The sequence below is a fragment of the Streptomyces sp. NPDC002573 genome (genome assembly GCF_042889625.1).
GTDB lineage: Bacteria > Actinomycetota > Actinomycetes > Streptomycetales > Streptomycetaceae > Streptomyces > Streptomyces gibsoniae.
Genome location: NZ_JBIARC010000002.1, coordinates 74691 through 98599, shown reverse-complemented (window position 1 = coordinate 98599; position 23909 = coordinate 74691). Strand labels below are relative to the sequence as shown.

Annotated in this window: 25 protein-coding genes; 14 read left to right on the top strand and 11 right to left on the bottom strand. The window is 71.3% G+C overall.

The annotated features are described in order from the left end of the window. Nucleotides 1-110 precede the first annotated feature (110 nt). Complete coding sequence (locus ACFYX0_RS02590; protein WP_388965511.1) at nt 111-584, top strand: DoxX family protein; 474 nt, start codon at nt 111-113, stop codon at nt 582-584. A 17-nt stretch (nt 585-601) separates the two neighbouring features. On the opposite strand, the gene ACFYX0_RS02585 is transcribed toward ACFYX0_RS02590, so the two are convergent. Continuing rightward, a complete protein-coding gene (locus tag ACFYX0_RS02585; protein WP_388965918.1) occupies nt 602-1276 on the bottom strand; it encodes an RNA-binding S4 domain-containing protein in 675 nt (224 codons plus the stop codon). Between the two features lie 247 nt (nt 1277-1523). Between ACFYX0_RS02585 and ACFYX0_RS02580 the strand changes: the two genes are divergently transcribed. Then, nucleotides 1524-2225 (top strand): uracil-DNA glycosylase, encoded by a 702-nt coding sequence (locus tag ACFYX0_RS02580; protein WP_355903671.1) that lies wholly within the window; start codon nt 1524-1526, stop codon nt 2223-2225. A gap of 28 nt (nt 2226-2253) precedes the next feature. Here ACFYX0_RS02580 and ACFYX0_RS02575 read toward each other — a convergent pair whose 3' ends face one another. Next, complete coding sequence (locus ACFYX0_RS02575; RefSeq protein WP_388965509.1) at nt 2254-2661, bottom strand: RidA family protein; 408 nt, start codon at nt 2659-2661, stop codon at nt 2254-2256. A 310-nt stretch (nt 2662-2971) separates the two neighbouring features. Here ACFYX0_RS02575 and ACFYX0_RS02570 point away from each other — a divergent pair, with 310 nt between their 5' ends. Further along, nucleotides 2972-3760: a nucleotidyltransferase domain-containing protein gene (locus ACFYX0_RS02570; protein ID WP_388965915.1), complete on the top strand. Its 789-nt coding sequence runs from the start codon at nt 2972-2974 to the stop codon at nt 3758-3760. A 321-nt stretch (nt 3761-4081) separates the two neighbouring features. Beyond that, nucleotides 4082-4255 (top strand): hypothetical protein, encoded by a 174-nt coding sequence (locus tag ACFYX0_RS02565; RefSeq protein WP_311697072.1) that lies wholly within the window; start codon nt 4082-4084, stop codon nt 4253-4255. A gap of 11 nt (nt 4256-4266) precedes the next feature. Here ACFYX0_RS02565 and ACFYX0_RS02560 read toward each other — a convergent pair whose 3' ends face one another. Both ACFYX0_RS02560 and ACFYX0_RS02555 read right to left on the bottom strand, forming a co-directional pair. After that, nucleotides 4267-4680, bottom strand: a complete 414-nt coding sequence (locus ACFYX0_RS02560; protein WP_355903664.1) for a hypothetical protein — start codon at nt 4678-4680, stop codon at nt 4267-4269. Between the two features lie 35 nt (nt 4681-4715). Then, entirely contained in the window at nt 4716-5444 is a 729-nt protein-coding gene (locus ACFYX0_RS02555; RefSeq protein ID WP_388965506.1) for an ATP-binding protein, read from the bottom strand. Nucleotides 5445-5789: 345 nt separating this feature from the next. Here ACFYX0_RS02555 and ACFYX0_RS02550 point away from each other — a divergent pair, with 345 nt between their 5' ends. The 3 genes from ACFYX0_RS02550 to ACFYX0_RS02540 all read left to right on the top strand — a co-directional run bounded on the left by ACFYX0_RS02550 (nt 5790) and on the right by ACFYX0_RS02540 (nt 7824). Further along, entirely contained in the window at nt 5790-6650 is an 861-nt protein-coding gene (locus ACFYX0_RS02550; RefSeq protein WP_388965502.1) for a helix-turn-helix domain-containing protein, read from the top strand. Next, the gene (locus ACFYX0_RS02545) at nt 6651-6905 is read left to right on the top strand and encodes a DUF397 domain-containing protein (protein WP_388965499.1); all 255 of its coding nucleotides are present in this window, start codon (nt 6651-6653) and stop codon (nt 6903-6905) included. Nucleotides 6906-7008: 103 nt separating this feature from the next. Beyond that, nucleotides 7009-7824, top strand: coding sequence for an SAM-dependent methyltransferase (locus ACFYX0_RS02540; RefSeq protein WP_388965496.1), 816 nt, complete (start codon nt 7009-7011; stop codon nt 7822-7824). A 163-nt stretch (nt 7825-7987) separates the two neighbouring features. Here ACFYX0_RS02540 and ACFYX0_RS02535 read toward each other — a convergent pair whose 3' ends face one another. Continuing rightward, nucleotides 7988-9478, bottom strand: coding sequence for a glutamate synthase subunit beta (locus tag ACFYX0_RS02535; protein ID WP_388965493.1), 1491 nt, complete (start codon nt 9476-9478; stop codon nt 7988-7990). 353 nt (nt 9479-9831) lie between these two features. Beyond that, nucleotides 9832-10521, bottom strand: a complete 690-nt coding sequence (locus tag ACFYX0_RS02530) for a DUF2293 domain-containing protein (RefSeq protein WP_388965490.1) — start codon at nt 10519-10521, stop codon at nt 9832-9834. Between the two features lie 129 nt (nt 10522-10650). On the opposite strand from ACFYX0_RS02530, the gene ACFYX0_RS02525 reads away from it, so the two are divergent. Then, the gene (locus ACFYX0_RS02525) at nt 10651-11292 is read left to right on the top strand and encodes a uridine kinase (protein ID WP_388965487.1); all 642 of its coding nucleotides are present in this window, start codon (nt 10651-10653) and stop codon (nt 11290-11292) included. A gap of 153 nt (nt 11293-11445) precedes the next feature. Beyond that, a complete protein-coding gene (locus ACFYX0_RS02520; protein ID WP_311697081.1) occupies nt 11446-11874 on the top strand; it encodes a CBS domain-containing protein in 429 nt (142 codons plus the stop codon). Nucleotides 11875-12063: 189 nt separating this feature from the next. On the opposite strand, the gene ACFYX0_RS02515 is transcribed toward ACFYX0_RS02520, so the two are convergent. Next, nucleotides 12064-13191, bottom strand: a complete 1128-nt coding sequence (locus tag ACFYX0_RS02515; RefSeq protein WP_388965485.1) for a magnesium and cobalt transport protein CorA — start codon at nt 13189-13191, stop codon at nt 12064-12066. A gap of 197 nt (nt 13192-13388) precedes the next feature. Here ACFYX0_RS02515 and ACFYX0_RS02510 point away from each other — a divergent pair, with 197 nt between their 5' ends. Next, the gene (locus tag ACFYX0_RS02510; protein WP_388965482.1) at nt 13389-14183 is read left to right on the top strand and encodes a methyltransferase domain-containing protein; all 795 of its coding nucleotides are present in this window, start codon (nt 13389-13391) and stop codon (nt 14181-14183) included. Nucleotides 14184-14232: 49 nt separating this feature from the next. On the opposite strand, the gene ACFYX0_RS02505 is transcribed toward ACFYX0_RS02510, so the two are convergent. The 4 genes from ACFYX0_RS02505 to ACFYX0_RS02490 all read right to left on the bottom strand — a co-directional run bounded on the left by ACFYX0_RS02505 (nt 14233) and on the right by ACFYX0_RS02490 (nt 17800). Further along, entirely contained in the window at nt 14233-15138 is a 906-nt protein-coding gene (locus tag ACFYX0_RS02505) for a carbohydrate kinase family protein (protein ID WP_388965479.1), read from the bottom strand. After that, complete coding sequence (locus tag ACFYX0_RS02500; protein WP_388965477.1) at nt 15135-16040, bottom strand: pseudouridine-5'-phosphate glycosidase; 906 nt, start codon at nt 16038-16040, stop codon at nt 15135-15137. The genes ACFYX0_RS02505 and ACFYX0_RS02500 overlap by 4 nt, the downstream gene beginning before the upstream one ends. 248 nt (nt 16041-16288) lie before the next feature. After that, nucleotides 16289-16843 (bottom strand): methylated-DNA--[protein]-cysteine S-methyltransferase, encoded by a 555-nt coding sequence (locus ACFYX0_RS02495; RefSeq protein ID WP_388965474.1) that lies wholly within the window; start codon nt 16841-16843, stop codon nt 16289-16291. Between the two features lie 81 nt (nt 16844-16924). Next, nucleotides 16925-17800, bottom strand: coding sequence for a glycerophosphodiester phosphodiesterase family protein (locus ACFYX0_RS02490; protein ID WP_355903628.1), 876 nt, complete (start codon nt 17798-17800; stop codon nt 16925-16927). 281 nt (nt 17801-18081) lie between these two features. Here ACFYX0_RS02490 and ACFYX0_RS02485 point away from each other — a divergent pair, with 281 nt between their 5' ends. The 4 genes from ACFYX0_RS02485 to ACFYX0_RS02470 all read left to right on the top strand — a co-directional run bounded on the left by ACFYX0_RS02485 (nt 18082) and on the right by ACFYX0_RS02470 (nt 23873). Further along, nucleotides 18082-18948 carry an MHYT domain-containing protein gene (locus tag ACFYX0_RS02485; protein WP_388965472.1) on the top strand — a complete coding sequence of 289 codons (867 nt, stop codon included), beginning with the start codon at nt 18082-18084 and terminating at the stop codon, nt 18946-18948. A 40-nt stretch (nt 18949-18988) separates the two neighbouring features. After that, entirely contained in the window at nt 18989-21127 is a 2139-nt protein-coding gene (gene uvrB / locus ACFYX0_RS02480) for an excinuclease ABC subunit UvrB (protein WP_388965469.1), read from the top strand. Nucleotides 21128-21284: 157 nt separating this feature from the next. Then, on the top strand, nt 21285-21863 hold the full coding sequence (locus ACFYX0_RS02475) for a TerD family protein (protein WP_388965466.1): 579 nt from the start codon (nt 21285-21287) through the stop codon (nt 21861-21863). Nucleotides 21864-21908: 45 nt separating this feature from the next. Then, nucleotides 21909-23873, top strand: a complete 1965-nt coding sequence (locus tag ACFYX0_RS02470) for a TerD family protein (RefSeq protein WP_388965463.1) — start codon at nt 21909-21911, stop codon at nt 23871-23873. Nucleotides 23874-23909: the final 36 nt, after the last annotated feature.

Genomic DNA, 23909 nt, shown 5'->3' with positions numbered 1-23909 from the left:
ACACCGATGAGCCCGGGGCATCAACAAGTCCCGGGACAGCGATGAGTTCCGCGACGGACAAGGGTCTTACCTCTGACAGCACGCGCACCCGTTGCCTTCAGGAGGACCCCATGTCCGAGACCGTCGCCGCTGCCCGCCGAGCCACCTCCGTCGCCTCGGCCACCGCCGCCGCCCCGGCCCCCGTCGCCTCGTCGGTGAACCGAGGCCGGAGCCGGCGCGCCCAGATCTCCCTGCGCGCCCTGCAGATCGTCCTGGCGCTGTTCTACGGCCTCGCCAGCGCACTGCCCAAGCTGATCGCGCACCCGTCGGCGGTCGAGTCCTTCGACAGGATCGGCTGGGGGAGCACGGGGATGTACACCATCGGCGCACTCGAACTGGCCGGGGCCGTCGGCCTGGTCGTACCCCTGCTGTCGTCGGTCGCGGCCGTGGCGCTGTCCGGGCTGATGGTCGGCGCCTTCGTCGTCCAGCTCACCGTCTTCGACGGGCAGAACGCGGCGACCCCGCTGATCCTGATCCTCCCGCTCACCGTGATCGCCTGGACCCGCATCGCCGACCTGGCAGGCCTGGCGCGGCGCCGGGTGTGACCGCCTCCGTCGCCTCCTCAGCGACCGCCGGTGCCGCTTCGCCCCTGAGGCCGGCCGCGACCACCGGACTCGCCGTGGCCACCGGAACGGTCCCGTCCACCGGACGACCCGCCCTTGCCACCGAACCCGCCCTTGCCACCAGACCCACCTGTGTCACCGGCCCGGTCCTGGCCACCGGCGCGGTCCCGGTCCTCCGAGCGGCCCCGGCTCTCGGCCCGGGTCTGGGCGCCGAGGGCCTCGGCGTAGCCGCCGTACGGCGTGCCCGGTGCCGCGCCCATACCGCGGAGGCGTTCCATCTCGCGGCGGTCGCGCTTGGTGGGACGGCCGGCCCCGCGGTCGCGGACGCCCGCCGGGGCCACGGCCTCGCGGGGCGGCGGAGGCGGGCTGTTGTCGACATAGCACTGAACCGCCACCGGGGGTCCCACCCGCTTGCGGATCAGCCGCTTCACGACGACGACCCGCTCCCGGCCCTCTTGGCGCAGCCGTACCTCGTCGCCGATCCGCACGGCGTACGCGGGCTTCACACGCTCGCCGTTGACCCGGACGTGTCCGCCCCTGCAGGCGGTGGCGCCGGCAGAACGGGTCTTGATGAGCCGCACGGACCAGATCCAGCTGTCGATGCGCACACTCTCGCCGTGCGACGGGCCGGCCGCCTCGGCGGCGGCCACCGCGGCGGCGGTCTTCGGGTCCATGCCCTGGGCGGCGGGCTCCGGCGCGCCCTCACCGGAGTCCCGGGAGTCCGTCTCGCCGTCCCGGCGTGCCCCGGACTCCTGGTCCGTCGCCGTCGCGCGGGTTCCCCCGGTCCCGCCCGCCTTCTCGTCGTCCGTGCCTTCGGAAGCCATGCCCCCGACCTTAGCCCGCCGAGCCCGGAGCATCCGACGCCTTTTCCGCCGGGGCCCGACCGCCCGGACCCTCGCCGTCCAGACCTACCGTGGAGGCATGGAAGACAGCAGCCTCGCCAGGCTGGACGAGCGGATCACCGGGTGCCGTGCCTGTCCCCGCCTGGTCGCCTGGCGCGAGGAGGTGGCCCGTACCAAGCGCGCCGCGTTCGCCGACTGGACCTACTGGGGACGGCCGGTACCGGGCTTCGGGCCGCCCGACGCGAGGCTGCTCGTCGTAGGACTCGCACCCGCGGCGCACGGCGGGAACCGGACCGGACGGATGTTCACCGGCGACCGGTCGGGAGACGTGCTCTACGAGGCCCTGCACGCCGTCGGGCTGGCGTCGCAGCCCACGTCGGTGTCCGCCGACGACGGGCTCGAACTCTACGGCGTACGCGTCACCGCCCCCGTCCACTGCGCCCCGCCGGCCAACAAGCCGACCCCCGAGGAGCGGGACACCTGCCGACCCTGGCTCGTCCAGGAACTGCGGCTGCTGCGCCCCTCCCTGCGCGCCGTGGTCGCGCTCGGGGCCTTCGGCTGGCAGGCCTCGCTGACCTCGCTCGCCGAGGCGGGCTGGGCGCTGCCCCGGCCACGGCCCGCCTTCGGGCACGGGGCCCGGGTGCCGCTGGACGGGCTGGAGCTCTTCGGCTGCTTCCACGTCAGCCAGCGCAACACGTTCACCGGCCGGCTCACCCCTGAGATGCTGCGGGACGTGCTGCGTACGGCGGCGCGGGCGGCGGGGTTGCCGACCGCATCGTAGCGACGGACCGGCGCGGTCCCACGCCGGTTCAGCGCTCCGTGGGAACCACGGCGGTCGCGGTGATCTCCACGAGCTGGCCGGAGTAGCCGAGGCAGGCCACGCCGATCAGCGTCGAGGAATGCGGCCCGGCGCTGAGCCCCGACGCCTCGACGACGTCCCACACGGCCGAGAGCACCGTCGGCTCAGCGCTCACCACGTACACATCCGTGGACACCACATGCGCCAGGTCGCTGCCGACCGCGTGCAACTGCTCGTCGAGGTTGGCGAGCACCTGCTGCGCCTGCCGTACGGGATCGCCCTCGCCGACGAGCTTCCCCTCGGCGTCGAGGGGCACGGATCCGGCCAGGAACGCCAGCCGGGTCCCCGCCTCCACGACGGACGCGTGCGCGTAGCGGGGCGGCGGGAACAGGGTGGGAACGGTGACGCGCTTGAGCATGGGACCTCCCGGAAACGTTCCTCGTATCGGCCCGGCCGAGCGCCGGCCTGGGCGGCAAGTGTCGGCCTGAGCGGCAACCCGTCGATCGACGGCAAATCCGCCGGACGACGGCAACCCGTCGATGGAGGGGGACCCCGCCGGTCGACGCCAATCCCCGATCATGCGGGGACCGGACGGCGCGTGCATCCGATTTTCCGGTCCCCACGTCACCACGAACGCACACCGGTCCGCGGCGGAACTGAGGTAGGTTGCGTCCCCTCAACAAGAGGGCCTGACGGCCCCGTTGACGGAGGTGGCAGCAACGACCCCGATGCCCATGGACGACGAGACGTTTCTCGACGGCGTGGCGGACCGTCTGGCCGCCCTGCCCGCCGTCCGGGCCGTCGCGCTCGGCGGCTCCCGCGCGCAGGGCCTCCACGGCCCGGACAGCGACTGGGATCTGGCCGTCTACTACCGGGGCCCGGGATTCGGCCCCGCCGACCTCCGGGCCATCGGCTGGCCCGGTGAGGTCTCCGAGATCGGCGGCTGGGGCGGAGGCGTGTTCAACGGCGGCGCCTGGCTGACCGTCGAGGGCCGCCGGGTCGACGTGCACTACCGCGATCTCGATGTCGTGGAACATCAGCTGGCGGAGGCCGAGGAAGGCCGCTTCCACGTGGAGCCGCTGCTCTTCCACCTCGCGGGCATCCCCAGCTACCTGGTGGTCGCCGAACTGGCCGTCAACCGGGTACTGCGAGGCACCCTTCCACGCCCCGCGTCGTACCCGCGCAAGCTGCGCGCCTCCGCCCCCGGCCGCTGGCACGACACGGCGGGCGCGACCCTGGCGTACGCGAAGGCCAACCACGCCCCGAAAGGCCGCCTCACCGAGGTCGCCGGCGCCCTCGCCCTGGCCGCCGCGCACACCGCGCACGCGGTGCTCGCGGCATGCGGGGAATGGGTGACCAACGAGAAGCGGCTGCTGGAGCGGGCGGGGCTGCGGGCCGTGGACGGGATCGTGGCGGGGCTGCGGGCCGATGCCGACAGGCTCGTGGCGGCCGTCGTGGCGGCCGAAAGGCTCTTCGAGGACGCCCTCGCCGCCGCGCGGGGACCGGCGGCCGGGTAGCCCTACGGGGCGCACGGTTCCACGCTCCCGCCACTGCGTGAAGGCAGACCGCCCTCGTCCATCAGGAGCCCTGTGTCGCGCCGCGCGTGCCCATGGGCCCATTGCCTGTCCGTGTTCACGGGTGACGTGGGGGACTTGAGGTGTTCCTGTGGCCGGGCAAATCGGATCGCTCCAGGCTTTTCCTCACCAATGGACCGTGACTGAGTGTCGAATACGTCTCAGTACCGTCACTTCACGATCCGTTCACCGGGAGATTGGCGTTTAACTCTACGAGCCGATCGGGATCGGCCGCCGATACTCGGCGTTGCAAGGAGGTGCAGGGTGAGCGGGCGAATGGTTCTGGAGCGCTTTCCCGCAGGTGGTCCGCGCGGCTCGTGGCCCGCGGAGGAGTACGCGCAGGCGCGCCGCCTGGAGGGGCAGCCCGCGGAGGTCGTCATGGACCTGGCGACGGACGCGTTCCTGGTGATCGTGCGGGGGGCCGACGCCGCCGAGTGACGCCCTCGTGGTCAGGCGCTGAGGGGCCGCGACCACGCCGGCGCCGTGCCCGTGACCTGACAAACGGCCAGGTACAGCGGGATGGGCGGGGTGTACGGCACGGTGTCGTCCGGCCGGTGGATGAGGCCGGGGCCGTCCGAGGCCTCCGGGACGAGTGCTTCCTTCGCGTAGCGCGTGGGCGCGGGCCAGCTCAGTGCGACGTCGGAGTCCGACGGCACGATCCACCACCAGTCGGCGCGGTCGGCGTAGACACAGCCCACCCTCGGCAGTCTGGACAGCAGCAGCGGGCCGTAGGACGCGGGTACGGTCACCGCGTCGCAGCCCAGTGGCGCGGCCATGTCCTCGGGCAGGGCAAGCCTGCCGGGCATCGCGCCGGACGTCCGCCGTGCCCGCTCCAGGCGGACCAGCGAGTCCAGGGACAGCATCGCTCCGGCTCCCTGCCCCAGGGCCCCGGTGCCCCTCACGCCCACGTGGTCCCCGTCCCCCGGGACGCCTCCGCCCCGGAACCCCGGCCGTCGGCCGGGGGTCGCTTCGCGCCCCATCCCAGGTCGCACCGTGCCTCGCCGTTCACGGGCGGCCTTTTGGCGCCCCAGCCGAGGTCGGACCGGGCCGTCGTGTCCTCGGTCGCCCGGGACCTGTCGCCGGAACACGACAGGTCCCGGGACGACTGCTCGGGCCCGGACGGCTCACGGGACGCCGGCTGTTCGGCATCCCGTGCCAGCTCCGCCCAGACCAGCAAGCCGGGCCCCGCCTCCTGGGCTCCCCAGGCCCGGCACAGCGCCGCGACGAGAAGCAGTCCCCTCCCGTGCTCCTCATCGGGGCGCTGTGGACCCGTGTGCGGCTCACCCGGAGCGCATCCCTCGTCCTGGACGGCTATGCGCACCAGGTCGCCGGTGTCGTGCAGTTCACACAAGACATGCTGTCCGGCGGTGTGCACGATCGCGTTGGTGACCAGTTCGGAGACGACCAGGGCGGCCGTGTCGCATGTGTCCTCGCACACCGCCCAGCCGGACAGCCGGGCGCGTGCCAGCCGTCGGGCCTGCCCGACGGAGCCCGGGTGCGAGGCCAACTCGAAGCGGAAACGGCGCTCGGCAGCCGCGGCGGGGCGCGGCACTGAGGTGCCGCCCCGGCCGAACCGGTCTGCGGCGGCGTCTGTTCCTAACGGCGCGGACGGAATCACGATTGCCACTATCGCTGTGACATGAACACTTGGCAAGGGTCACTCTGAAAAATGCAGAGTGCAGTGTGACTCGGCGAAAGGCCATGGCACACTGCTCGCAACGGCCCGCGAGGCGGAGCCAGTTGGGATCCGAAGCACGGACGGCCGGGTGCGGTGCCCACACCGGCTGAGAACGGATCGAACCGCGGGGAACGGGTCGAACCAGCACCGAAGCGGATCGAACCAGCAGCGAAGTGGATCGAACCAGTACGGAAACGGATCGAAGCTTAAGACGGGTGTGCGGCGAGAGCGCCGGACGGTCCCGAACGGCGCCGTCCGGGCTGTCAGGACACATCAGGACGGGAGGAACGCGAGGTGAGCGAGCCGCGGTCAGCACCGACGGTCGGTCAGGTCGTCCTCGGTCGGCGCCTGCTGGACCTCCGTGAACGCGCGGGCCTCAAACGGGAGGAGGCCGGACGCATTCTGCGCGTCGCGCCCGCCACCGTCCGCCGCATGGAGACGGCCGAGGTCGCCCTGAAGATCCCGTACCTTCAGCTGCTGCTGAAGGCGTACGGAGTGAGTGACGAGGAGGCCGAGGCCTTCGTCCAACTCGCCGAGGATGCCAACAAACCGGGCTGGTGGCAGCGGTTTCACGACATTCTGCCGGGCTGGTTCTCGATGTACGTCAGCCTGGAGGGCGCGGCCGCGCTCATCCGCCAGTACGAACCGCACTTCGTGCCCGGCATCATGCAGACCGAGGCGTACGCCCACGGGGTCCTGAGGTCGGGGGCCGTCGGGCAGACCAGTCCCGAGGACATCGAGCGTCATGTGGCGTTGCGCATGCAGCGTCAGGAACTGCTCTCGCGCAAGGACGCGCCCCGGATCTGGGTCGTGATGGAGGAGACCGCGCTGCGCCGCCCGGTCGTCGGGCCCGCCGTCATGCGTGCCCAGGTCGAGAGGCTGCTGGAGGTCACCCAGCTGCCCCATGTGACGCTCCAGGTGCTGGAGTTCGCCTCGGGACCGCATGCCGGTACGTACGGGCCCTTCGCCCTGTTCCGATTTGCCATGTCAGAACTGCCGGACATGGTCTACAGCGAGTACCTGACCGGCGCGGTCTACCTCGACGCGCGCACCGAGGTGGCGACCCACCTCGAGGTCATGGACCGCATGGCGGCCCAGGCCGCTACGGCACAACGCACGAAGGAGATCCTCGAGGGTCTCCGCAAGGAGCTGTGAATGGACCGCATCACGCCGCGCGAACGCGTCTACAACGGCATGCCCGCCCATGAACTCGGCAGCGAGGGCTGGCACAAGCCGTGGAGCGGAGGCAACGGCGGCAACTGTCTGGAGGCGATGAAGCTCGCCGACGGCCGGATCGCCGTCCGTCAGTCCACCGACCCGGACGGGCCCGCGCTGATCTACACCTGCGACGAGATGACGGCGTTCATCGAGGGGGCCAAGGCGGGGGTGGCCGACTTCCTGCTCTCGTGACCAGCCGTCGGTCCACGGCCTTGTCGTCCGCGCCCCTGACCTGTCGTTCAGCTTTTCAGTTCAGTTGATCATTGACGTTCCCATGGAATTACGGAGTTCCTTCATGACCGGGCAGAACCCCGCACCGGACGCCGTCGTCATCGACACCAGCAAGCCGCACCCGGCACGGATGTACGACTGGTACCTCGGCGGGAAGGACAACTATCCCGTCGACGAGGAGATGGGCCGGCAGATGCTCGCCCTCGACCCGAGGGTGCCGGTGATGGCACGAGTCAACCGTGCGTTCATGCACCGTGCCACGCGCTGGCTGGCGCACCACGGCGTACGGCAGTTCCTGGACATCGGCACGGGCATCCCGACCGAGCCGAACCTGCATCAGGTCGCGCAGGAGATCGCGCCGGACGCGCGCGTCGTCTACTTCGACAACGACCCCATCGTGCTGGCCCACGCGGCGGCCCTGCTGCGCAGCACGTCCGCGGGGGTCACCGAGTACCTGCAGGCCGATGTGCGGGAGCCGGACACCATCATCGAAGGCGCCAAGCGGATCCTGGACTTCGACCAGCCCGTCGCGCTGTCCCTCGTGGCGCTGCTGCACTTCGTCTCCGACGAGGACGGCGCGCACGCCCTGGTGGATCGGCTGCTGTCCGAACTTCCCTCCGGCAGCTACCTGATGATGACCCACGCCACCGCCGACTTCACCCCGGAGGAGTCCGCGGCGGCCACCGAGAAGCTCAAGGCGGCCGGCGTCACCCTCGCGCTTCGCTCCCGCGACGAGTTCGCCCGCTTCTTCCACGGGCTCGACCTCGTCGAACCCGGGGTGGAGGTGGCCCACAAGTGGCACCCGGAGCTGGGCGAGCCGGTCCCGGGCCAGGACGACGGAGTCATTCCCGGCTACGGCGCGGTGGCTCGCAAGCTGTAAGTCGGAAGCCGGGGATCCAGAGGCCCCGTGGAGCCTGGGTATCAGGCGTTCGTCGCCTTCGGGGAGCAGGCATCATCGCAGCCCGCTCCCGTTGGTCTGCGCGATCCGCCCGCTCCCCGTCGGTTCGCCTGATCCGCCCGGTCACCCGTCATCGGCCGCGCCGCTACGCCGTCATCGGCCGGTCGTACGGCCCGATCGGTGCCGGCAGGCGCGACGCACTGCCCGTCAGCCGCCGGTCGACCGCCGCCGCCACGGCCCGCCCCTCGGCGATCGCCCACACGATCAGCGACTGCCCGCGCGCGGCGTCCCCCGCGGCGTACACCCCCGGGACGTTCGTCGAGAAGTCCTCGTCCCGCGCGATGGTCCCGCGTGGATCGAGGGCTATCCCGAGCTGGTTGATCAGCCCGTCCTCGCGGTCGGGCCCCGAGAACCCCAGCGCGAGCAGCACGAGGTCCGCGGGCAGCGTCCGCCCGGTGCCCGACACCGGTCGCCGCCGCTCGTCCACCTCGGTCAGGCGCAGTGCGCGCACATGCCCCTCGGCGTCCCCCGTGAAGCTCAGCGTGGACGCCGCGAACAGGCGCGCGTCCGCGTCCGCTGCGGGCGCCGTGCGCAGATCGCGCGCCTCCTCGTGCGCGGCGGACAGTCGGTAGATCTTCGGGTACGTCGGCCAGGGCTCGGTGTCCTCGTTCCGGCCCGGCTCCGGCTGCGGGTAGATGTCGAGCTGGGTCACGGACGCCGCCCCTTCGCGCACCGCGGTGCCCAGACAGTCCGCCCCCGTGTCCCCACCACCGACGATCACGACGTGCTTCCCCGCCGCCGACAACGGCGAGACCTCAAGGTCTCCCTCGCACACCCGGTCCGCCAGCGGCAGGTACACCATCGCCTGATGGATCCCGGCCAGCTCCCGCCCGGGCACGTCCAGCTCACGCCATGCGGTGGCGCCCGTCGCGATCACCACCGCGTCGTACCGTGCCCGCAGCTCCACGGCCGCGATGTCCCTCCCTATGGCCGTCGAGGTACGGAACTTCGTCCCCTCCGCCCGCATCTGCCCCAGGCGCCGGTCGAGATGCCGCTTCTCCATCTTGAACGCCGGTATCCCGTACCGCAGCAGCCCGCCGATCCGGTCCGCGCGCTCGTACACCGCCACCGTGTGCCCGGCGCGGGTGAGCTGCTGGGCCGCCGCGAGCCCGGCCGGACCCGACCCCACGACCGCGACCGTGCGCCCGGACAGCCGCTCGGGCGGACGCGGCTGGGCGAACCCCTCCTGCCAGGCCCGGTCGGCGATGGCCACCTCCACGTTCTTGATGGTGACCGCGGGCTGGTTGATGGCGAGCACACACCCCGCCTCGCACGGCGCCGGACACAGCCGTCCCGTGAACTCAGGGAAGTTGTTGGTGGCGTGCAGCCGGTCGGCGGCCGCGCGCCAGTCCTCGCGCGAGACGAGGCCGTTCCACTCGGGGATCAGGTTGCCGAGGGGGCAGGCCTCGTGGCAGAACGGGATCCCGCAGTCCATGCACCGGTTCGCCTGGCGGCTGATGATCGGCAGCAGCGCGCCCGGGACGTACACCTCGTTCCAGTCCCGCACCCGTTCCTCCACGGGCCTGCGAGGCCATTCCTCCCGGGGGGTGCTCATAAAGCCCTTGGGATCGGCCATGGCCCTCCCCCTTGCGCGCACGTACGGGGTCGCTTCGTGCCAGGGTACGACGCCCTACGCCGCTCCGCCCCTCGTCATCAGGGCCCCGACCAGGCATCGGGTCGCCCGGGCCCGGGCGAGGACGCACCCGCTGACCTTCACGGCCTACGGTCGCCGTACGTCACGCCGCGTATGTGCGCAGTGACCACCCGGTCGCCCCACACGGACGACATACGCGAGGCACGGCTGACCTCCCACGGAGTCCGACGCCGCCTGCCCGGCGCCCGGCGACCGTGTCCCCTACGCCCGACAGCCGCCCCTCCGAATCCGCCGGGCCCCTTCCTGGCCCCGCCCCGACCGCATGCGCCGCCCTGCTACGCCGCCTCTCGAAGCCCCCACTCCCGCAGCACCGCCTCCACGCTCCCCGCGATGCGCCGACGCGCCTCGGGCCTCGGCACCCCGTTCATCAGCAGCTGGTCGTACGGCGTCTCCAGGTGCCGTATCGACGCCCGTACCGCGGCCGACACCGCGTCCGGTGACAGCGCCCGCCCCGCCGCACTGCGGCCGACCCGTCCGCTCCCGCGCACTGAGGCATGCGCCGCGATCTCCGCCGCGCGCCCGGCCGGGCACCCGGGGAGCAACCGACGGATCTCCCGCGCGAAAGCCTCCGTGAACCGCAGGTCCTCGGCCGCCCGCCGCCGTGCGTCCCGCGCCCGGCGTCTGCGCCGGGCCTCCGCGTCCGCCAGGCACCGCTCCTCGGCGAGCGCCAGCGCCTCCTCCTCGACGAGCACCCCCTGCCGCTCGTACCGGCCCTGCCGTCGGTTGAAGCGCACCACCACCGCCGAGAGCGCACTCGCCTCCCGCGACCGCCGGGTCAGTGCCGTGTCGCCGCGCGGCAGGAACACCAGATGCCCGAGATCCGCGCAGTCCAGGCACCGGGGCGCGCCCTCCTCCAGCACCAGCAACGACAAAGGCCCGCGGCTGCATGCGGCGCAGTGCCGCCGTCTCACTGGCTGGAAGGCCAGAAGTCCGCCACCACGCGGGGGAGTTGCGCTCGGTGCCATACCCGTCTCATTCCCCACCCTGTTCAGCGGTGACCCCGAGGGACGCCGGTCCGGCGGCGGCTTCGTCGCGCTCCGCCCCTGTGGGCGGTCAGCGGCCGGGTCGTGGTTCCACCCTGTTGGCGGGGCATCATGGGCCCTGTGCGACTCGAAGCGATCACCTGGGAGCGGCTCGGCGATGTTCTCGCCGACCGGCTGCTCGATCTGAAGCCCGACGACGGCAGTCCCTGGCCGCGCGTCGCCTTCGACGGAGCCCCGGCCGCGCGCCCCGGCGACCTCGCCCTGCGTGTGTCCGACGCCCTGCGGATACGCGGCCGCTCCTCGCTCGTCGTCGGCGCGGAGGGCTTCCTGCGCCCCGCGTCCGTCCGCCTGGAGTACGGCCACCGGGACCTGGACTCCTACTACGACGGATGGCTCGACACCGGCGCCCTGTGGCGCGAGGTCTTCGGCCCCCTCGAACCAGGCGGCGACGGCAGCGTCCTGCCCGATCTGTGGGACCCGGTCACCGACCGTGCCACTCGGAGCCCATACGTCCAACTTCCACCCGGCGGCATTCTGTTGCTCCATGGTCCCCTCCTCCTTCGGCACTGGTTCCCCTTCGACCTGACCGTCCACGTGCTGCTGTCGGCCGGCGCCCTGCGCCGACGCACCCCCGAGTCCGAGCACTGGACGCTTCCCGCCTTCGGGCGCTACGAGGCGGAGACCGACCCGGGTGCCCTCGCCGACGTCCTGGTCCGCGCGGACGACCCGCGTCACCCCGCCTGGAACGGCTGAACCCACGCCCGGCCACCATGCCGTCGGCCCGGCCGCACCCGCCCGCCTGTCGCCTCGGGGTGCACTACCGCGCGGGCACGGCGAGAATTGAGGGCGCCGGGACATGCGGTGCGTCCCGTGCCGCGCCGGCCGTCCGGCAACGGGAGGTACTACATGACCACCGCCGGAGACATCATGCACCGTGGTGCCCAGTGGATCCCCGCGCACGAAACCCTGGACCGTGCCGCCCAGCTGATGCGCGAACTCAACGTCGGCGCGCTGCCCATCAGTGACGAGAACGAGCGGCTCTGCGGCATCCTCACCGACCGCGACATCGTCGTCGGCTGCGTGGCCGCGGGCCACGACCCCGCACGTGTGACCGCGGGCGAGATGGCCCAGGGCACACCGCGCTGGGTCGACGCGCGGGCCGACATCAGCGAGGTCCTCCAGGAGATGGAGGGCCACCAGATCCGCCGGCTTCCCGTCATCGACAACAAGCGCCTCGTCGGCATGATCAGCGAAGTCGACCTGGCCGAGCACCTGACGCAGGGTCAGATGGTCGAGTGGGTCGGCAACGTCTACGCGAGGAGCACCTCGCGCTGACCCGGAGCACTCCGATCCGGACCCACCGACCCGGACCACGCGGCGCCACCCGCCTGCCGATCGCCCCGCCCGGGGCGAAGGCCGCCCAAGGCCCGTCCGCCGGCCGGTCGGCATTAGTCGACCGGCTCGGACCGGCGGCGCTCAACGCCCCTGGAGGTCCGTCGGCGGCTGAGTGAAGGACCCGCGGGGTCACAACCAGCCGTTGCGCTTGAATCCCCGGTACAGGACGAGACAGCCCACGGCTATCAGGACCAGAACCGCCGGGTAGCCGAATCTCCAGCGCAACTCGGGCATGTGCGCGAAGTTCATGCCGTACACACCGGTGAGCATCGTCGGCACCGCGATCAACGCGGCCCAGGCCGTGATTTTGCGCATGTCCTCGTTCTGAGCGACGCTCACCTGCGCGAGATGCGCCTGAAGGATCGAGTTGAGCAGTTCGTCGAAGGCGGCTATCTGCTCGATGGCGCGCAGCAGATGGTCGGAGACGTCCCGGAAGTACGCCTGTATCTCCGGGTCGATCACCCGGATCGGCCTGGTGGCGAGCTCCTGGATGGGGCGGTCCAGGGGCGCCACTGCCCGCTTCAGTTCCAGGAGTTCCCGCTTGAGCTGGTAGATGCGGCCCGGATCCAGTCGCGCGCTGTTCTCCGCGAACACGTCCGTCTCGACCTGGTCGATGTCCTCCTGCACCGCGTCAGTGACGCTCAGATAGTCGTCCACCACCTGGTCGGCGATCGCGTGCAGCACCGCGGCGGGGCCCTTCGCGAGCTGTTGAGGGTGGGCCTCCAGCTCCTCACGCAGGGGCCCGAGCGAGCCGTGCCGTCCGTGCCGCACCGTGATGACGAAGGCGGGACCGATGAACACCATGATCTCGCCGGTGCTCACCACCTCGCTCGTCGCGGTCAACTCCTTGTGCTCCACGTAGCAGACGGTCTTGAAGACCGCGAACAGCGTCTCCCCGTACCGCTCCAGCTTCGGGCGCTGATGCGCCTCGACCGCGTCCTCGACCGCGAGCGGATGCAGATCGAAGAGCTCGGCGATCCCCGCGAACTCCTGGTCCGTCGGCTCGTGCAGTCCGAGCCAGACGAACCCGTCGGCGCTCTTGCGGACCCGCTCCACGGAGTCGACCAGATCGCTGGCGTCGGGAACGCGGACGCCCTTCTGATACGTCACGCAGTTGACCACCGCGGAGCCCAGGGGTGACCGGGCGGGGTGGCTCAGGTCGACGCGTGTTCGACGCCGCGCCAACCGTGCCACCTTACGGAGGCCGCTGACCCTGTCGAGGCCCGTGACCTTCCGAAGATTCCCTGCCATGGACATCTGGATCTCCTTGCGTGGATCTCCTCGCGCCGCGCATTCCGCGCCTTCGCGTGCCAGTCTGCCAGTCGGCCCCGATAGCCGGAAAAGCCTGTGGAAACGGAGAGTTCCGCTTCGATGCGAAGGTGGGCGTCACGCTGCGCCGGTCGCACGGAGCGTCGTCGGGCACGGCCCGCGCGGCCGGCTGAGATGATCGTTGCATGACGCAGAGCGACGGATATCTCCTCGACAACCAGCAGGCCGAGGCGGGGCGGCGCTTCGACGCGCTCTCCACCCTCCTCGACCCCACCACGTTCCGTCACATCGAGGACCTCGGTATCGGCCCCGGCTGGCGCTGCTGGGAGGTCGGCGCCGGAGGCACCTCCGTGGTCTCCTGGCTGGCCGAGAAGGTCGGTCCGACCGGACAGGTCCTCGCCACCGACATCGACACCTCGTGGGCGGCGTCGGCCGCCCGGCCCCCGATCGAGATCCGCACCCACGACGTCGGGACCGAAGAGCCGCCGGGGGAGGGATTCGACCTGGTGCACGCCCGGCTCGTCCTGGTCCATGTACCGGACCGGGAAAGAGCGTTGCAGTCGATGATCAAGGCCCTGCGCCCCGGCGGACGGCTGCTGATCGAGGACGCCGATCCTGCGCTCCAGCCCCTCATCTGCCCGGACGAGTACGGCCCCGAGCAGCAGCTCGCCAACCGCCTGCGCCAGGGTTTCCGCTCGCTCCTCGCCCAACGCGGCGCCGACCTCTCCTACGGCCGCCGACTTCCGCGCCTGCTTCGCGAGGCGGGACTGCAACGGGTGGAGGCCGACGCCTACTTCCCGATCACCTCGCCCGCCTGCTCGGCCCTCGAATCCGCGACGGTCCGGCAGATCCGCGACCGGCTCGTCGCCGCGGGCCTCGCCACGGACGAGGAGATCGACCGCCATCTGTCCCATGTCGCGTCCGGCACGATGGACCTGGCCACGTCCCCCTTGATCTCGGCGTGGGGCCGCAAGGAGTAGACGCACACGGGAAGGGCGGCGCCTGCCGGGCGTCGCCGACCGGAGCCGCCTACCGGACGGCCGCCGGAGGTCTGCCTCCCACTCTCTCCACCGCCATGGCCCCCGCCCTGCACCCTTGCGCCGTCGCCTCCTCCGGCTCCGCCCCCGACAGGAGGGCCGCCAGAAAGGCGCCGGTGAAGGCGTCGCCCGCGCCCGTCGTGTCCCGAGGGGTGGCGGGCACAGCCGGGATCCGGGCACGGACCGTTCCCGACACGGCCACCAGCGCCCCCTCCGCGCCCTGCTTGGCGACCACCAGGGGCAGATGGCGACTCAGTTTGGCGGCCGCGTCCGCGGGGTCGGGCAGCCCGGTCAGCAGACACGCCTCGTCCCGGCTGGGCAGCAGCACGTCCACACCTTCGGTGAGCGTCAGGAACCGGCCCACACCCAGCTCGGTGAGGAACCCGGCCGACGCCGGATCCAGACTCACCGGCACGCCACGCGCGCGTGCCGCCGCCAAGGCCACCTCCACCAACGCCCGGCTCGGCTCGGAGAACAGCAGATAGCCCGACAGATGGAGTCGTGCGACCCCGTCGAGCAGCGCGTCCGACCAGTCCCCGGGGTCCAGCCGCAGACAGGCCCCGCTGTCCGTGAGGAAGGTGCGCTCCGCCGAGGCGCCTCGGTCCACCAGACAGATGACCGTCCCTGTGGCCGCCTCGGCGTCGACGACCAGGTGGGGCCGTACCCCTGACCCGGTCAGTTCCCGTGCGTGCCAGGCTGCCGTGTCGGCCCCGACGCGTCCGAGCAGCCGCACGTCCGGGCAGCCCCAATGGGCCGCCCAGCAGGCCACGTTCGCACCGGCGCCGCCAGGAAGCGTGCGGATGACGGCGGCCGTGTCCGTGCCCGCCGCGAGCGGGCCGCGGTGCCGGGCGACGACATCCGTGACGACGTCCCCGATGACGAGCAGCGCCCCGCTCACGCCTTCGCCCAGGCCGCCGCGATCCGTGCGGCGAGGCGTACGTTGCCGCGCACCGCGGCCAGATTGGCGCTCAGCGAGGCCCCCTCGGTGTGCCGCACCAGATAGTCGAGCAGGAACGGTGTGACCGCTTGGCCGGCGACCCCCTCGTCCTCGCACGCCTGCAGCGCGGCGGAGAGCACACGCGCGTGGAGCTGCGGATCGAGCTGCTCCTCCTCCGGAACGGGATGAGCGACGACGAACGCCGACTGCGGACCGCCGAGCGCGTCCTGCGCCCGCATGACAGCCGCCACCTCCTCCGGGGACTCGAGGGTCCAGTCGACCGGATGCCCGGAGTCGGAGAGATAGAAGCCCGGGAAGCGGTCGGTGCGGTAACCGGCCACCGCCACGCCCAGCGTCTCCAGACGCTGCAGCGTCGCCGCCACGTCCAGGATCGACTTCACGCCCGCGCACACCACGGTGATCCTCGTCCTGGCCAGCAGCCCCAGGTCCGCGGACTCGTCCTGGGTCGCGGTCCACTGCCGGTGCACCCCGCCGAGGCCGCCGGTCGCGAAGACCCGTACCCCGGCGAGGGAGGCCAGCAGGGCCGTCGCGGACACCGTCGTCGCCCCGCTCACGCCCGCTGCGGCCGCGAGCGGCAGGTCGCGATGGCCCAGCTTGCGGATCCCCCCCTCGTTCGCGATCCGCTCGACCTGTTCCTTGTCCAGCCCGACATGGGCCCGGCCGTCCAGGACAGCGATCGTGGCCGGTACGGCACCCTCCTGGCGTACAAGGTCCTCCAGCTCCAGCGCGGTCTGGAGGTTCCGCGGACGGGGCAGCCCGTGCGCGATGATCGTCGATTCCAGGGCCACCACCGGTCGGCGGGCGGCGAGGGCCTCCCGTACCTCTTCGGACACCATCAGCACGTGCGTGCCTCCTGTCTCTCGGTCTTCCCTCATCTCTGGCGGGCGGCGCCCGGGACCAAACACATGCGAGCTGTGGAGGGGAGAACACCAGCCTGGGCGCATGGCGGACAACTCGCCACGTCTCGACCATGTCGTCCTATGGGTCCGGGGCCGCGACGCAGCCGCCGGTTCCTGTGAGGAGGCGGCCGGCCTGGAAACGCTCGGGGGCGCCTTCGAGGCACGGCACCGCGAGCAGCGCGCGGCGCGGGTCAGAAGAGCGGCTCCGGCAGTACCCCTTCGAGGGCGAGCAACTGGCGTTTGGTCTCCCGTCCGCCCCCGAACCCGCCGAGGCCGCCGTCGCTCTCGACCACGCGGTGGCACGGCACGACCACCGGCAGCGGGTTCGCACCCATCGCCATCCCCACGGCCTGGGCCGCGCCCGGCTGACCGACCCGGCGGGCCAGGTCGCCGTACCCGACCACGGCGCCGTACGGCACCCCGGAGTCCAGCGCGCGCAGCACCTGCCGGTTGAAGCCGGTGATCAGGGACCAGTCCAACGGCAGCGTGAAGTCGCGCAGCTCACCCGCGAAGTAGGCCGCCAACTGGCGTATCGCCTCGGCCAGGACCGGGGCGTCCGGCGTCTCGAGGGGCTCCGTGCCGAACTGGGACGCCAGTCGTGCCAGGGCCTTGTCGCGCACGGCATCCGTCGCATGGAACACCACGTTCACCAGGCCGTCGCGCGTCGCGGCCAGCAGCAGGGGTCCGATGTCCGTGCCGAGCACGGTCCACACCAGATACTGCTCGTCCTGCCCGTCACTGTTCATGCGCCCACCGTACGACCCGCCACCGACAGCGCCGCTGTGGGCGGGCGCCGGGGCCGGACAGAGCCCGCGGGCGCCGCGGGGTCAGCTGGCCGTGACCGCCCGCCGCACCACGTCGGGGACGTTCGTGATGACACCGTCCACGCCGAAGTCGTCCACCCGCCGGGCCTCGTCCGCTCTGTTGACGGTCCAGGCGAAGACCCTCATCGGCTTGTCGTGCGGCCCCTTGAGCGCGTGCACCGCGGAGACATAACCGAGCGAGAGCTTGGTGTACTCCCCGTTGATCTGGTCGGCGAACCGGGAGTACGCCTGCAGCTCCGACACCGGCGGCGTGCCCAAATACGCGGTACTGATCGCAGGTCGCAGGTCGTGGACCGTGCGCACACTGGCCGCGCTGAAGCTCTGGACGATCAGCCGGTTCCTCAGATGGCCGGAGTCGAGCCAGCCCTCCTTGTCCAGCAGGGCGAGGGTCTGCCGCTCGATGCCCGGGTACAGCTCAGGATTCTTGATCTCCAGGATCAGGCTCTGGTGGTTGTGCGACAGGCGCTCCATGTACTTCTGCAGTGTCGGCACGCGGACGCCCGCGTACCGGCGGTCGTACCAGCTCCCCGCGTCCAGACGCGCGATCTCCTTCGCGGTGAAATCCTTCACGCGCCAGGGCGCCCGATGGGGGAACAGCTTCTTGACGTCGGTCGTCCGGTCCAGCGTGGCGTCGTGGATCACGACGAGCCGGCCGTCCTTGGTGCGCTGCACGTCGTTCTCGACCCAGCCGAAGCCCATGGCGGCCGCCCTGTCGATGGCGGCCAGGGTGTTCTCGGGCGCGTAGCCGGAGGCGCCGCGGTGGGCCACGACGACCAGTCGGTCGCTGCCGTCGGCACCCGCGTGCGGCGTCGGCAGTATGGCGATGCCGATTCCGAAGAACGCGATGGCCGTGGCGGTGACTGCAACGCGCGCGTGCATACGTACTCCTCGCATCGAGGTGATCACTTACAGCACCAGAGTGGCAGCAGGGAGTCAAGTAGGCGGCGGAGCGAGACAGGCACAGTTGGGCAGGCGTTACCCAAAAGTGCTCACAAGCGCCGCACAAGTGCGGCAGCGTCGTGCTTCTTTGCCGGAAAATCGTTCGTCCGTTCCGGTGGGAGTCATACTCTCTGCCACAGCCCTGACCGTCGTCGCGGTCCTGGGGATGGGGGGCATTTCCGGATTTTCAGGGACGTACAGGGTGAGGAGGGCCGCCGCGTATGCAGGGCACCGTCGACGGCTTCAGCTACGGATTGGTCACCCCGGTGGTGGCGTACCTCATGGCCTGCCTCGGCGGCGCGCTCGGTCTGCGCTGCACCACGAGATCGATGCTGGTGGCCCAGTCCTGGCGGGCCGGATGGCTCGCCCTGGGGTCGGCCGCCATCGGGTCCGGCATCTGGACCATGCACTTCATCGCGATGATGGGGTTCACCGTCCAGCAGACCCCGATCCACTACGACAAGGCGATCACGTTCGCGAGCCTCGCCGTCGCCATCGTCATGGTCGGAGTCGGCGTCTTCATCGTGGGGTACCGGGGCGCGACCGGAGTGGCCCTGTTCACCGGCGGCACCATCACCGGCCTGGGCATCGCCTCGATGCACTACCTCGGTATGGCGGGGATGCGTCTCAACGGCATGCTGGAGTACAACACCGTTACCGTCGCCGCGTCCGTCGTCATAGCGGTCGTCGCGGCGACCGCCGCCCTCTGGGCCGCCGGACAGATACGTGGCTTCCTCTGGAGCATCGGCGCGAGCCTCGTCATGGGACTCGCCGTCACGGGCATGCACTACACGGGCATGGCCGCGCTCAGCGTCCATCTGCACGGCATCGGGGGAACCCCGGACGGCGAGAAGCCCGCGGCCCTGCTCGCCCCGATGATGATCGGCCCGCTCGCCTTCCTGTGCCTGGCCGGCGTCGTCGTGATGTTCGACCCGCTGATGGTCATGGGCAAGCCCGACTGGACCCCGGTGGAGCGCAAGCCCGGGATCCCGGCGCACCCGCAGGTGACCCACACCGGAGGGCGTCCGTCCCACCACCCCCGGCGACGCACCGCACAGCGGAACTTCCGGACCCCGCAGAACCGGTGACCGGCCCCCGTTGTCAGTGCGGGGTCGTACGGTGGAGAACATGCGGCCCGTTTCCCAGATCGAACGCTCGGTGGCGCCCTTCGAGGTCGTCAGCTCCTACCAGCCCAACGGTGACCAGCCCACGGCCATCGCGGAGCTGGACAAGCGCATTCGCGCAGGTGAGAAGGACGTCGTCCTGCTGGGCGCGACCGGCACCGGTAAGTCCGCGACCACCGCGTGGATGATCGAGAAGCTCCAGCGCCCCACCCTGGTGATGGCCCCGAACAAGACACTGGCCGCCCAGCTGGCCAACGAGTTCCGCGAGCTGTTGCCGAACAACGCGGTCGAGTACTTCGTCTCGTACTACGACTACTACCAGCCCGAGGCGTACGTCCCGCAGTCGGACACCTACATCGAGAAGGACTCCTCGATCAACGAGGAGGTGGAGCGCCTGCGCCACTCCGCGACCAACTCGCTGCTCACCCGGCGTGACGTCATCGTGGTCGCCTCGGTCTCCTGCATCTACGGCCTGGGTACCCCGCAGGAGTACGTGGACCGGATGGTCAACCTCAAGGTCGGCGACGAGATCGACCGCGACCAGCTGCTGCGCCGCTTCGTCGACATCCAGTACACGCGCAACGACATGGCGTTCACCCGAGGCACCTTCCGGGTGCGCGGCGACACCATCGAGATCTTCCCGGTCTACGAGGAGCTCGCCGTCCGCATCGAGATGTTCGGCGACGAGATCGAGGCCCTCTCCACCCTCCACCCGCTCACCGGAGAGGTCATCAGCGACGACGAGCAGCTGTACGTCTTCCCCGCCTCCCACTACATCGCGGGACCCGAGCGCATGGAGCGGGCGATCAACGGCATCGAGAAGGAGCTGGAGGTACGCCTGGCCGAGCTGGAGAAGCAGGGCAAGCTCCTGGAGGCCCAGCGGCTGCGCATGCGCACGACGTACGACATCGAGATGCTCCGCCAGATCGGCACCTGCTCCGGCGTGGAGAACTACTCGATGCACTTCGACGCCCGCGAGCCCGGCTCCCCGCCGAACACCCTGCTCGACTACTTCCCGGAGGACTTCCTGCTCGTCATCGACGAGTCACACGTCACGGTGCCGCAGATCGGTGCCATGTACGAGGGAGACGCCTCCCGCAAGCGCACCCTGGTCGACCACGGCTTCCGTCTGCCTTCGGCCCTGGACAACCGCCCGCTGAAGTGGGAGGAGTTCCAGAAGCGCATCGGTCAGACCGTCTATCTCTCGGCGACCCCCGGGCAGTACGAGCTCTCCCGGTCCGACGGCCAGGTCGAGCAGATCATCCGCCCCACCGGACTTGTCGACCCGGAGGTCGTGGTCAAGCCCACCGAGGGCCAGATCGACGACCTGGTGCACGAGATCCGCAAGCGCACCGAGAAGGACGAGCGCGTCCTGGTCACCACGCTCACCAAGAAGATGGCCGAGGACCTCACCGACTACTTCCTGGAACTCGGCATCCAGGTGCGCTATCTGCACAGCGACGTCGACACCCTGCGCCGGGTCGAGCTGCTGCGCGAACTGCGGGCCGGTGAGTACGACGTCCTGGTCGGCATCAACCTCCTGAGGGAGGGTCTCGACCTGCCCGAGGTCTCGCTGGTGGCGATCCTCGACGCCGACAAGGAGGGCTTCCTGCGCTCGGGGACCTCCCTCATCCAGACCATCGGCCGTGCCGCGCGCAACGTCTCGGGCCAGGTCCATATGTACGCGGACAAGATCACTCCAGCGATGGAGAAGGCCATCGAGGAGACCAACCGCCGCCGCGAGAAGCAGATCGCCTACAACAAGGCGAACGGCATCGACCCGCAGCCGCTCCGCAAGAAGATCAACGACATCGTGGCGCAGATCGCCCGCGAGGACGTGGACACGGAGCAGCTGCTCGGCACCGGGTACCGCAAGGCCAAGGACGGCAAGGGTGCCAAGGCCCCCGTCCCCTCGCTCGGCGGCCAGACGACGAAGGGCGCCAAGCCCGCCAAGGGCAAGGCCAAGGAGACGGTCCCGACCGACCGTCCGGCGGCCGAACTCACCGAGCAGATCGAGGAGCTGACGGCGCGGATGCGGGCCGCGGCCGCGGATCTGCAGTTCGAGATCGCGGCCCGGCTGCGCGACGAGGTCTCCGAGATGAAGAAGGAACTGCGTCAGATGAAGGAGGCGGGCCTGGCCTGACGGCCCCGCCACCCGTGGCGGACCCCGGAATGTGCGCGATGTGTTGCAAGACCGACACAAAGCGCGGTCCGGGGTTCGTCACTGTCAGTGCCGCTGCGTAGGGTTTTGGCATCCGCGGATTCCGCGGCCACAGGGGACGGTTCGAGAGGGGAACGGCGTGACCGTCAACATGACCAAGGGGCAGGCCATCAGCCTGCAGAAGAACGACGGAGGCACGCTGACCGCGGTGCGCATGGGGCTCGGCTGGCAGGCTGCCCCCCGGCGCGGGCTGTTCGGTTCGCGCACCCGGGAGATCGACCTCGACGCGTCCGCCGTGCTCTTCGCGGACAAGCAGCCCGTCGACGTCGTCTTCTTCCGTCACCTCGTGAGCGACGACGGATCCGTGCGGCACACGGGCGACAACCTCGTCGGCGGAGCGGGACAGGGTGGCGACGACGAGGCGATCCTCGTCGATCTCCAGCGCGTTCCGGTCCACGTCGACCAGATCGTCTTCACCGTGAACTCGTTCACGGGCCAGACGTTCCAGGAGGTGCAGAACGCGTTCTGCCGTCTGGTCGACGAGACTAACGGCCAGGAGCTGGCCCGTTACACGCTGGCCGGCGGGGGCGCGTACACGGCGCAGATCATGGCCAAGGTCCACCGCCAGGGCGGTGGCTGGACGATGACAGCGCTGGGCACCCCGGCCAACGGCCGTACCTTCCAGGACCTGATGCCGGCGATCCTGCCGCATCTGTAGACGTCTGGACGCCGGGCACACAAAGCGACACAGGGGGACGAGGCGATGACGGCCGAGCTGGTCCGGGGGCAGAACTATCCGCTTCCGCAGGCCCGCCTCGAGGTCCGCGTGTCGGCCTGCACGCCGGTCGTGGCCGGGGTCACGCTCGCCGACGCGCAGGGCAGGGTGCCCGGCGTCGAATGGGTGGCCCACCCGGGCGCGCCCACGCTGCCCGGCCTGGAGGTCTCCCGGCAGGCTGCGGCGGACCACCGGCTGGCGTTCGATCTGGACGCGCTGCCGGAGAGCGTGCACCGGGTCAGCGTGCTGCTCGCCCTGCCCACGGGGACCGGTGGCCCGGCGCGATTCGGGGGCCTCGCAGCCCCCGTCGCCACGGTCACCGGGATCGACGGTTCGGGCGTCGCGCACTACACCATGGGCGGCCTGGACGCCGAGTCCGCGGTCATCGCGCTGGAGCTCTACCGCAGGCAGGGGGCCTGGAAGGTCCGCGCGATCGGCCAAGGATATGCGGGCGGGCTCTCCGCGCTCCTCGCGGACCAGGGCCTGACCGAGGCCGAGCCTCTCGCCGGCGGGATCAACGAGGCGGTGGTCCAGGGCTTGGCCCGCTCGATCGCACCGCCACCGCCGCGCCTCCCGGATGGCGACCGGCCCCGGCAGACGGCCGCCCCTGCGTCCCCTCAGGGGGCGTCCGGCGCCGTACCGCCCCACCAGGATCCGCCCGGTGTGCCCAGGCGGGGATCCCCGTACGACGCCACCGGCTCGCCCGACCCGGTTCCGCAACCGGCCTCCGGCGGCCCGATCGACTATGTGCACCCGCGTCGGGTCGGCGCGGCACCGCCGACGCCCCCGCCGACCGCGCCCGCGACCCCGCCGGGGCAGCCCGCGCTACCGGTCGCGGGCGACGCCACCGGCTGGTCCATGGAGGAGCGGCTCTACAACCAGGTGTGGGGCATGTTCGAGGACCTGGCGCGGACGGCCGCCGCGTACCGCAGCGCCGTCGACTTCGCCGACTCCCGCCTGGATCGGGAGCTGGACAGGACGCTGGCGGATCCGCGCAACCGGATCGGCGGGCAGGGCGACGCGGCGCGCGAGGCGGCCCGGAGCAAGCACGTCGGACTCGTCACCCAGGCCAGGGCCTCGCTCGACCGCGATCTCACCCAGCTCAACGCGGAGTCGGATGTCGTCGAGCCCGCGCTGCCCCCGGCGTTCGCGGGCTGGGACAGCCCGGTCTGGCATGGGTACCGGGTGCCGACGGAGATCCCCATGGCTGTGCGCCTCGGCGATCTGCACCTCCCCGAGAGCGAGGCTCTGCGCATCCCCATGCTGGTCAGACTGCCGCTGCAGCGCGGGCTGTGGATCGACAGTGGCCGCTCCGGATCCCTCGACCCGCTGGTGGACTCCGACGAACTGCGCGGGCTCGCCATGGAGACGGCGGTGGTGCACGCGGCACGGCTGCTGGCGGTGTACCCGCCCGGCGAGTTCGCGGTGCAGGTGATCGACCCGGCGGGCTCGGGTGCCTCGGCACTCGCGCCCCTGGTGCGGTCCGGGGTGCTCGCCGAGCCGCCGGCCGTCGGCGGCTCGGGCGTCGCCGATGTGCTGACCCGGCTGACCCAGCGCGTCGACCTGCTGCAGATGGCCGTGCGCGGCGGCGCCTCGGAGGATCTGCCGCCGGGCCTCGACACCGCAGGGTGTCTGCTGATCGTCCATGACTTCCCGCACGGCTTCGACGACCGGGCGGTGACCCAGCTGCGCTATCTCGCGGACGAGGGCCCGTCCGTCGGCGTGCAGCTGATGATGGTCGCCGACCGCGAGGACGCCGCCGCCTACGGTCCGCTGCTCGACCCGCTCTGGCGCTCACTGCTGCGGCTCACCCCCGTCCCCGACGACCACCTCGCGGACCCCTGGGTCGGCCAGGCGTGGACGTACGAGCCCCCGCGGGTGCCCCGGGGCAGCCAGGTGCTCACCCAGGTGCTCAGCCGGGTCGCGGAGTCCCGTAGCGCCTGGGACCACTGACTGAACTCCCGTTCTCCAAGGGCGAGTAAAGGCATC

What these genes read in the sequence shown, in the direction of transcription:
- ACFYX0_RS02590 (WP_388965511.1), top strand. Translation starts at nt 111, where the DNA reads ATGTCCGAGACCGTCGCCGCTGCCCGCCGAGCCACCTCCGTCGCCTCG.
- ACFYX0_RS02585 (WP_388965918.1), bottom strand. Translation starts at nt 1,276, where the DNA reads ATGGACCCGAAGACCGCCGCCGCGGTGGCCGCCGCCGAGGCGGCCGGC.
- ACFYX0_RS02580 (WP_355903671.1), top strand. Translation starts at nt 1,524, where the DNA reads ATGGAAGACAGCAGCCTCGCCAGGCTGGACGAGCGGATCACCGGGTGC.
- ACFYX0_RS02575 (WP_388965509.1), bottom strand. Translation starts at nt 2,661, where the DNA reads ATGCTCAAGCGCGTCACCGTTCCCACCCTGTTCCCGCCGCCCCGCTAC.
- ACFYX0_RS02570 (WP_388965915.1), top strand. Translation starts at nt 2,972, where the DNA reads ATGCCCATGGACGACGAGACGTTTCTCGACGGCGTGGCGGACCGTCTG.
- ACFYX0_RS02560 (WP_355903664.1), bottom strand. Translation starts at nt 4,680, where the DNA reads ATGCTGTCCCTGGACTCGCTGGTCCGCCTGGAGCGGGCACGGCGGACG.
- ACFYX0_RS02545 (WP_388965499.1), top strand. Translation starts at nt 6,651, where the DNA reads ATGGACCGCATCACGCCGCGCGAACGCGTCTACAACGGCATGCCCGCC.
- ACFYX0_RS02540 (WP_388965496.1), top strand. Translation starts at nt 7,009, where the DNA reads ATGACCGGGCAGAACCCCGCACCGGACGCCGTCGTCATCGACACCAGC.
- ACFYX0_RS02535 (WP_388965493.1), bottom strand. Translation starts at nt 9,478, where the DNA reads ATGGCCGATCCCAAGGGCTTTATGAGCACCCCCCGGGAGGAATGGCCT.
- ACFYX0_RS02530 (WP_388965490.1), bottom strand. Translation starts at nt 10,521, where the DNA reads ATGGCACCGAGCGCAACTCCCCCGCGTGGTGGCGGACTTCTGGCCTTC.
- ACFYX0_RS02525 (WP_388965487.1), top strand. Translation starts at nt 10,651, where the DNA reads ATGGGCCCTGTGCGACTCGAAGCGATCACCTGGGAGCGGCTCGGCGAT.
- ACFYX0_RS02520 (WP_311697081.1), top strand. Translation starts at nt 11,446, where the DNA reads ATGACCACCGCCGGAGACATCATGCACCGTGGTGCCCAGTGGATCCCC.
- ACFYX0_RS02515 (WP_388965485.1), bottom strand. Translation starts at nt 13,191, where the DNA reads ATGTCCATGGCAGGGAATCTTCGGAAGGTCACGGGCCTCGACAGGGTC.
- ACFYX0_RS02510 (WP_388965482.1), top strand. Translation starts at nt 13,389, where the DNA reads ATGACGCAGAGCGACGGATATCTCCTCGACAACCAGCAGGCCGAGGCG.
- ACFYX0_RS02495 (WP_388965474.1), bottom strand. Translation starts at nt 16,843, where the DNA reads ATGAACAGTGACGGGCAGGACGAGCAGTATCTGGTGTGGACCGTGCTC.
- ACFYX0_RS02490 (WP_355903628.1), bottom strand. Translation starts at nt 17,800, where the DNA reads ATGCACGCGCGCGTTGCAGTCACCGCCACGGCCATCGCGTTCTTCGGA.
- ACFYX0_RS02485 (WP_388965472.1), top strand. Translation starts at nt 18,082, where the DNA reads ATGCAGGGCACCGTCGACGGCTTCAGCTACGGATTGGTCACCCCGGTG.
- uvrB (WP_388965469.1), top strand. Translation starts at nt 18,989, where the DNA reads ATGCGGCCCGTTTCCCAGATCGAACGCTCGGTGGCGCCCTTCGAGGTC.
- ACFYX0_RS02470 (WP_388965463.1), top strand. Translation starts at nt 21,909, where the DNA reads ATGACGGCCGAGCTGGTCCGGGGGCAGAACTATCCGCTTCCGCAGGCC.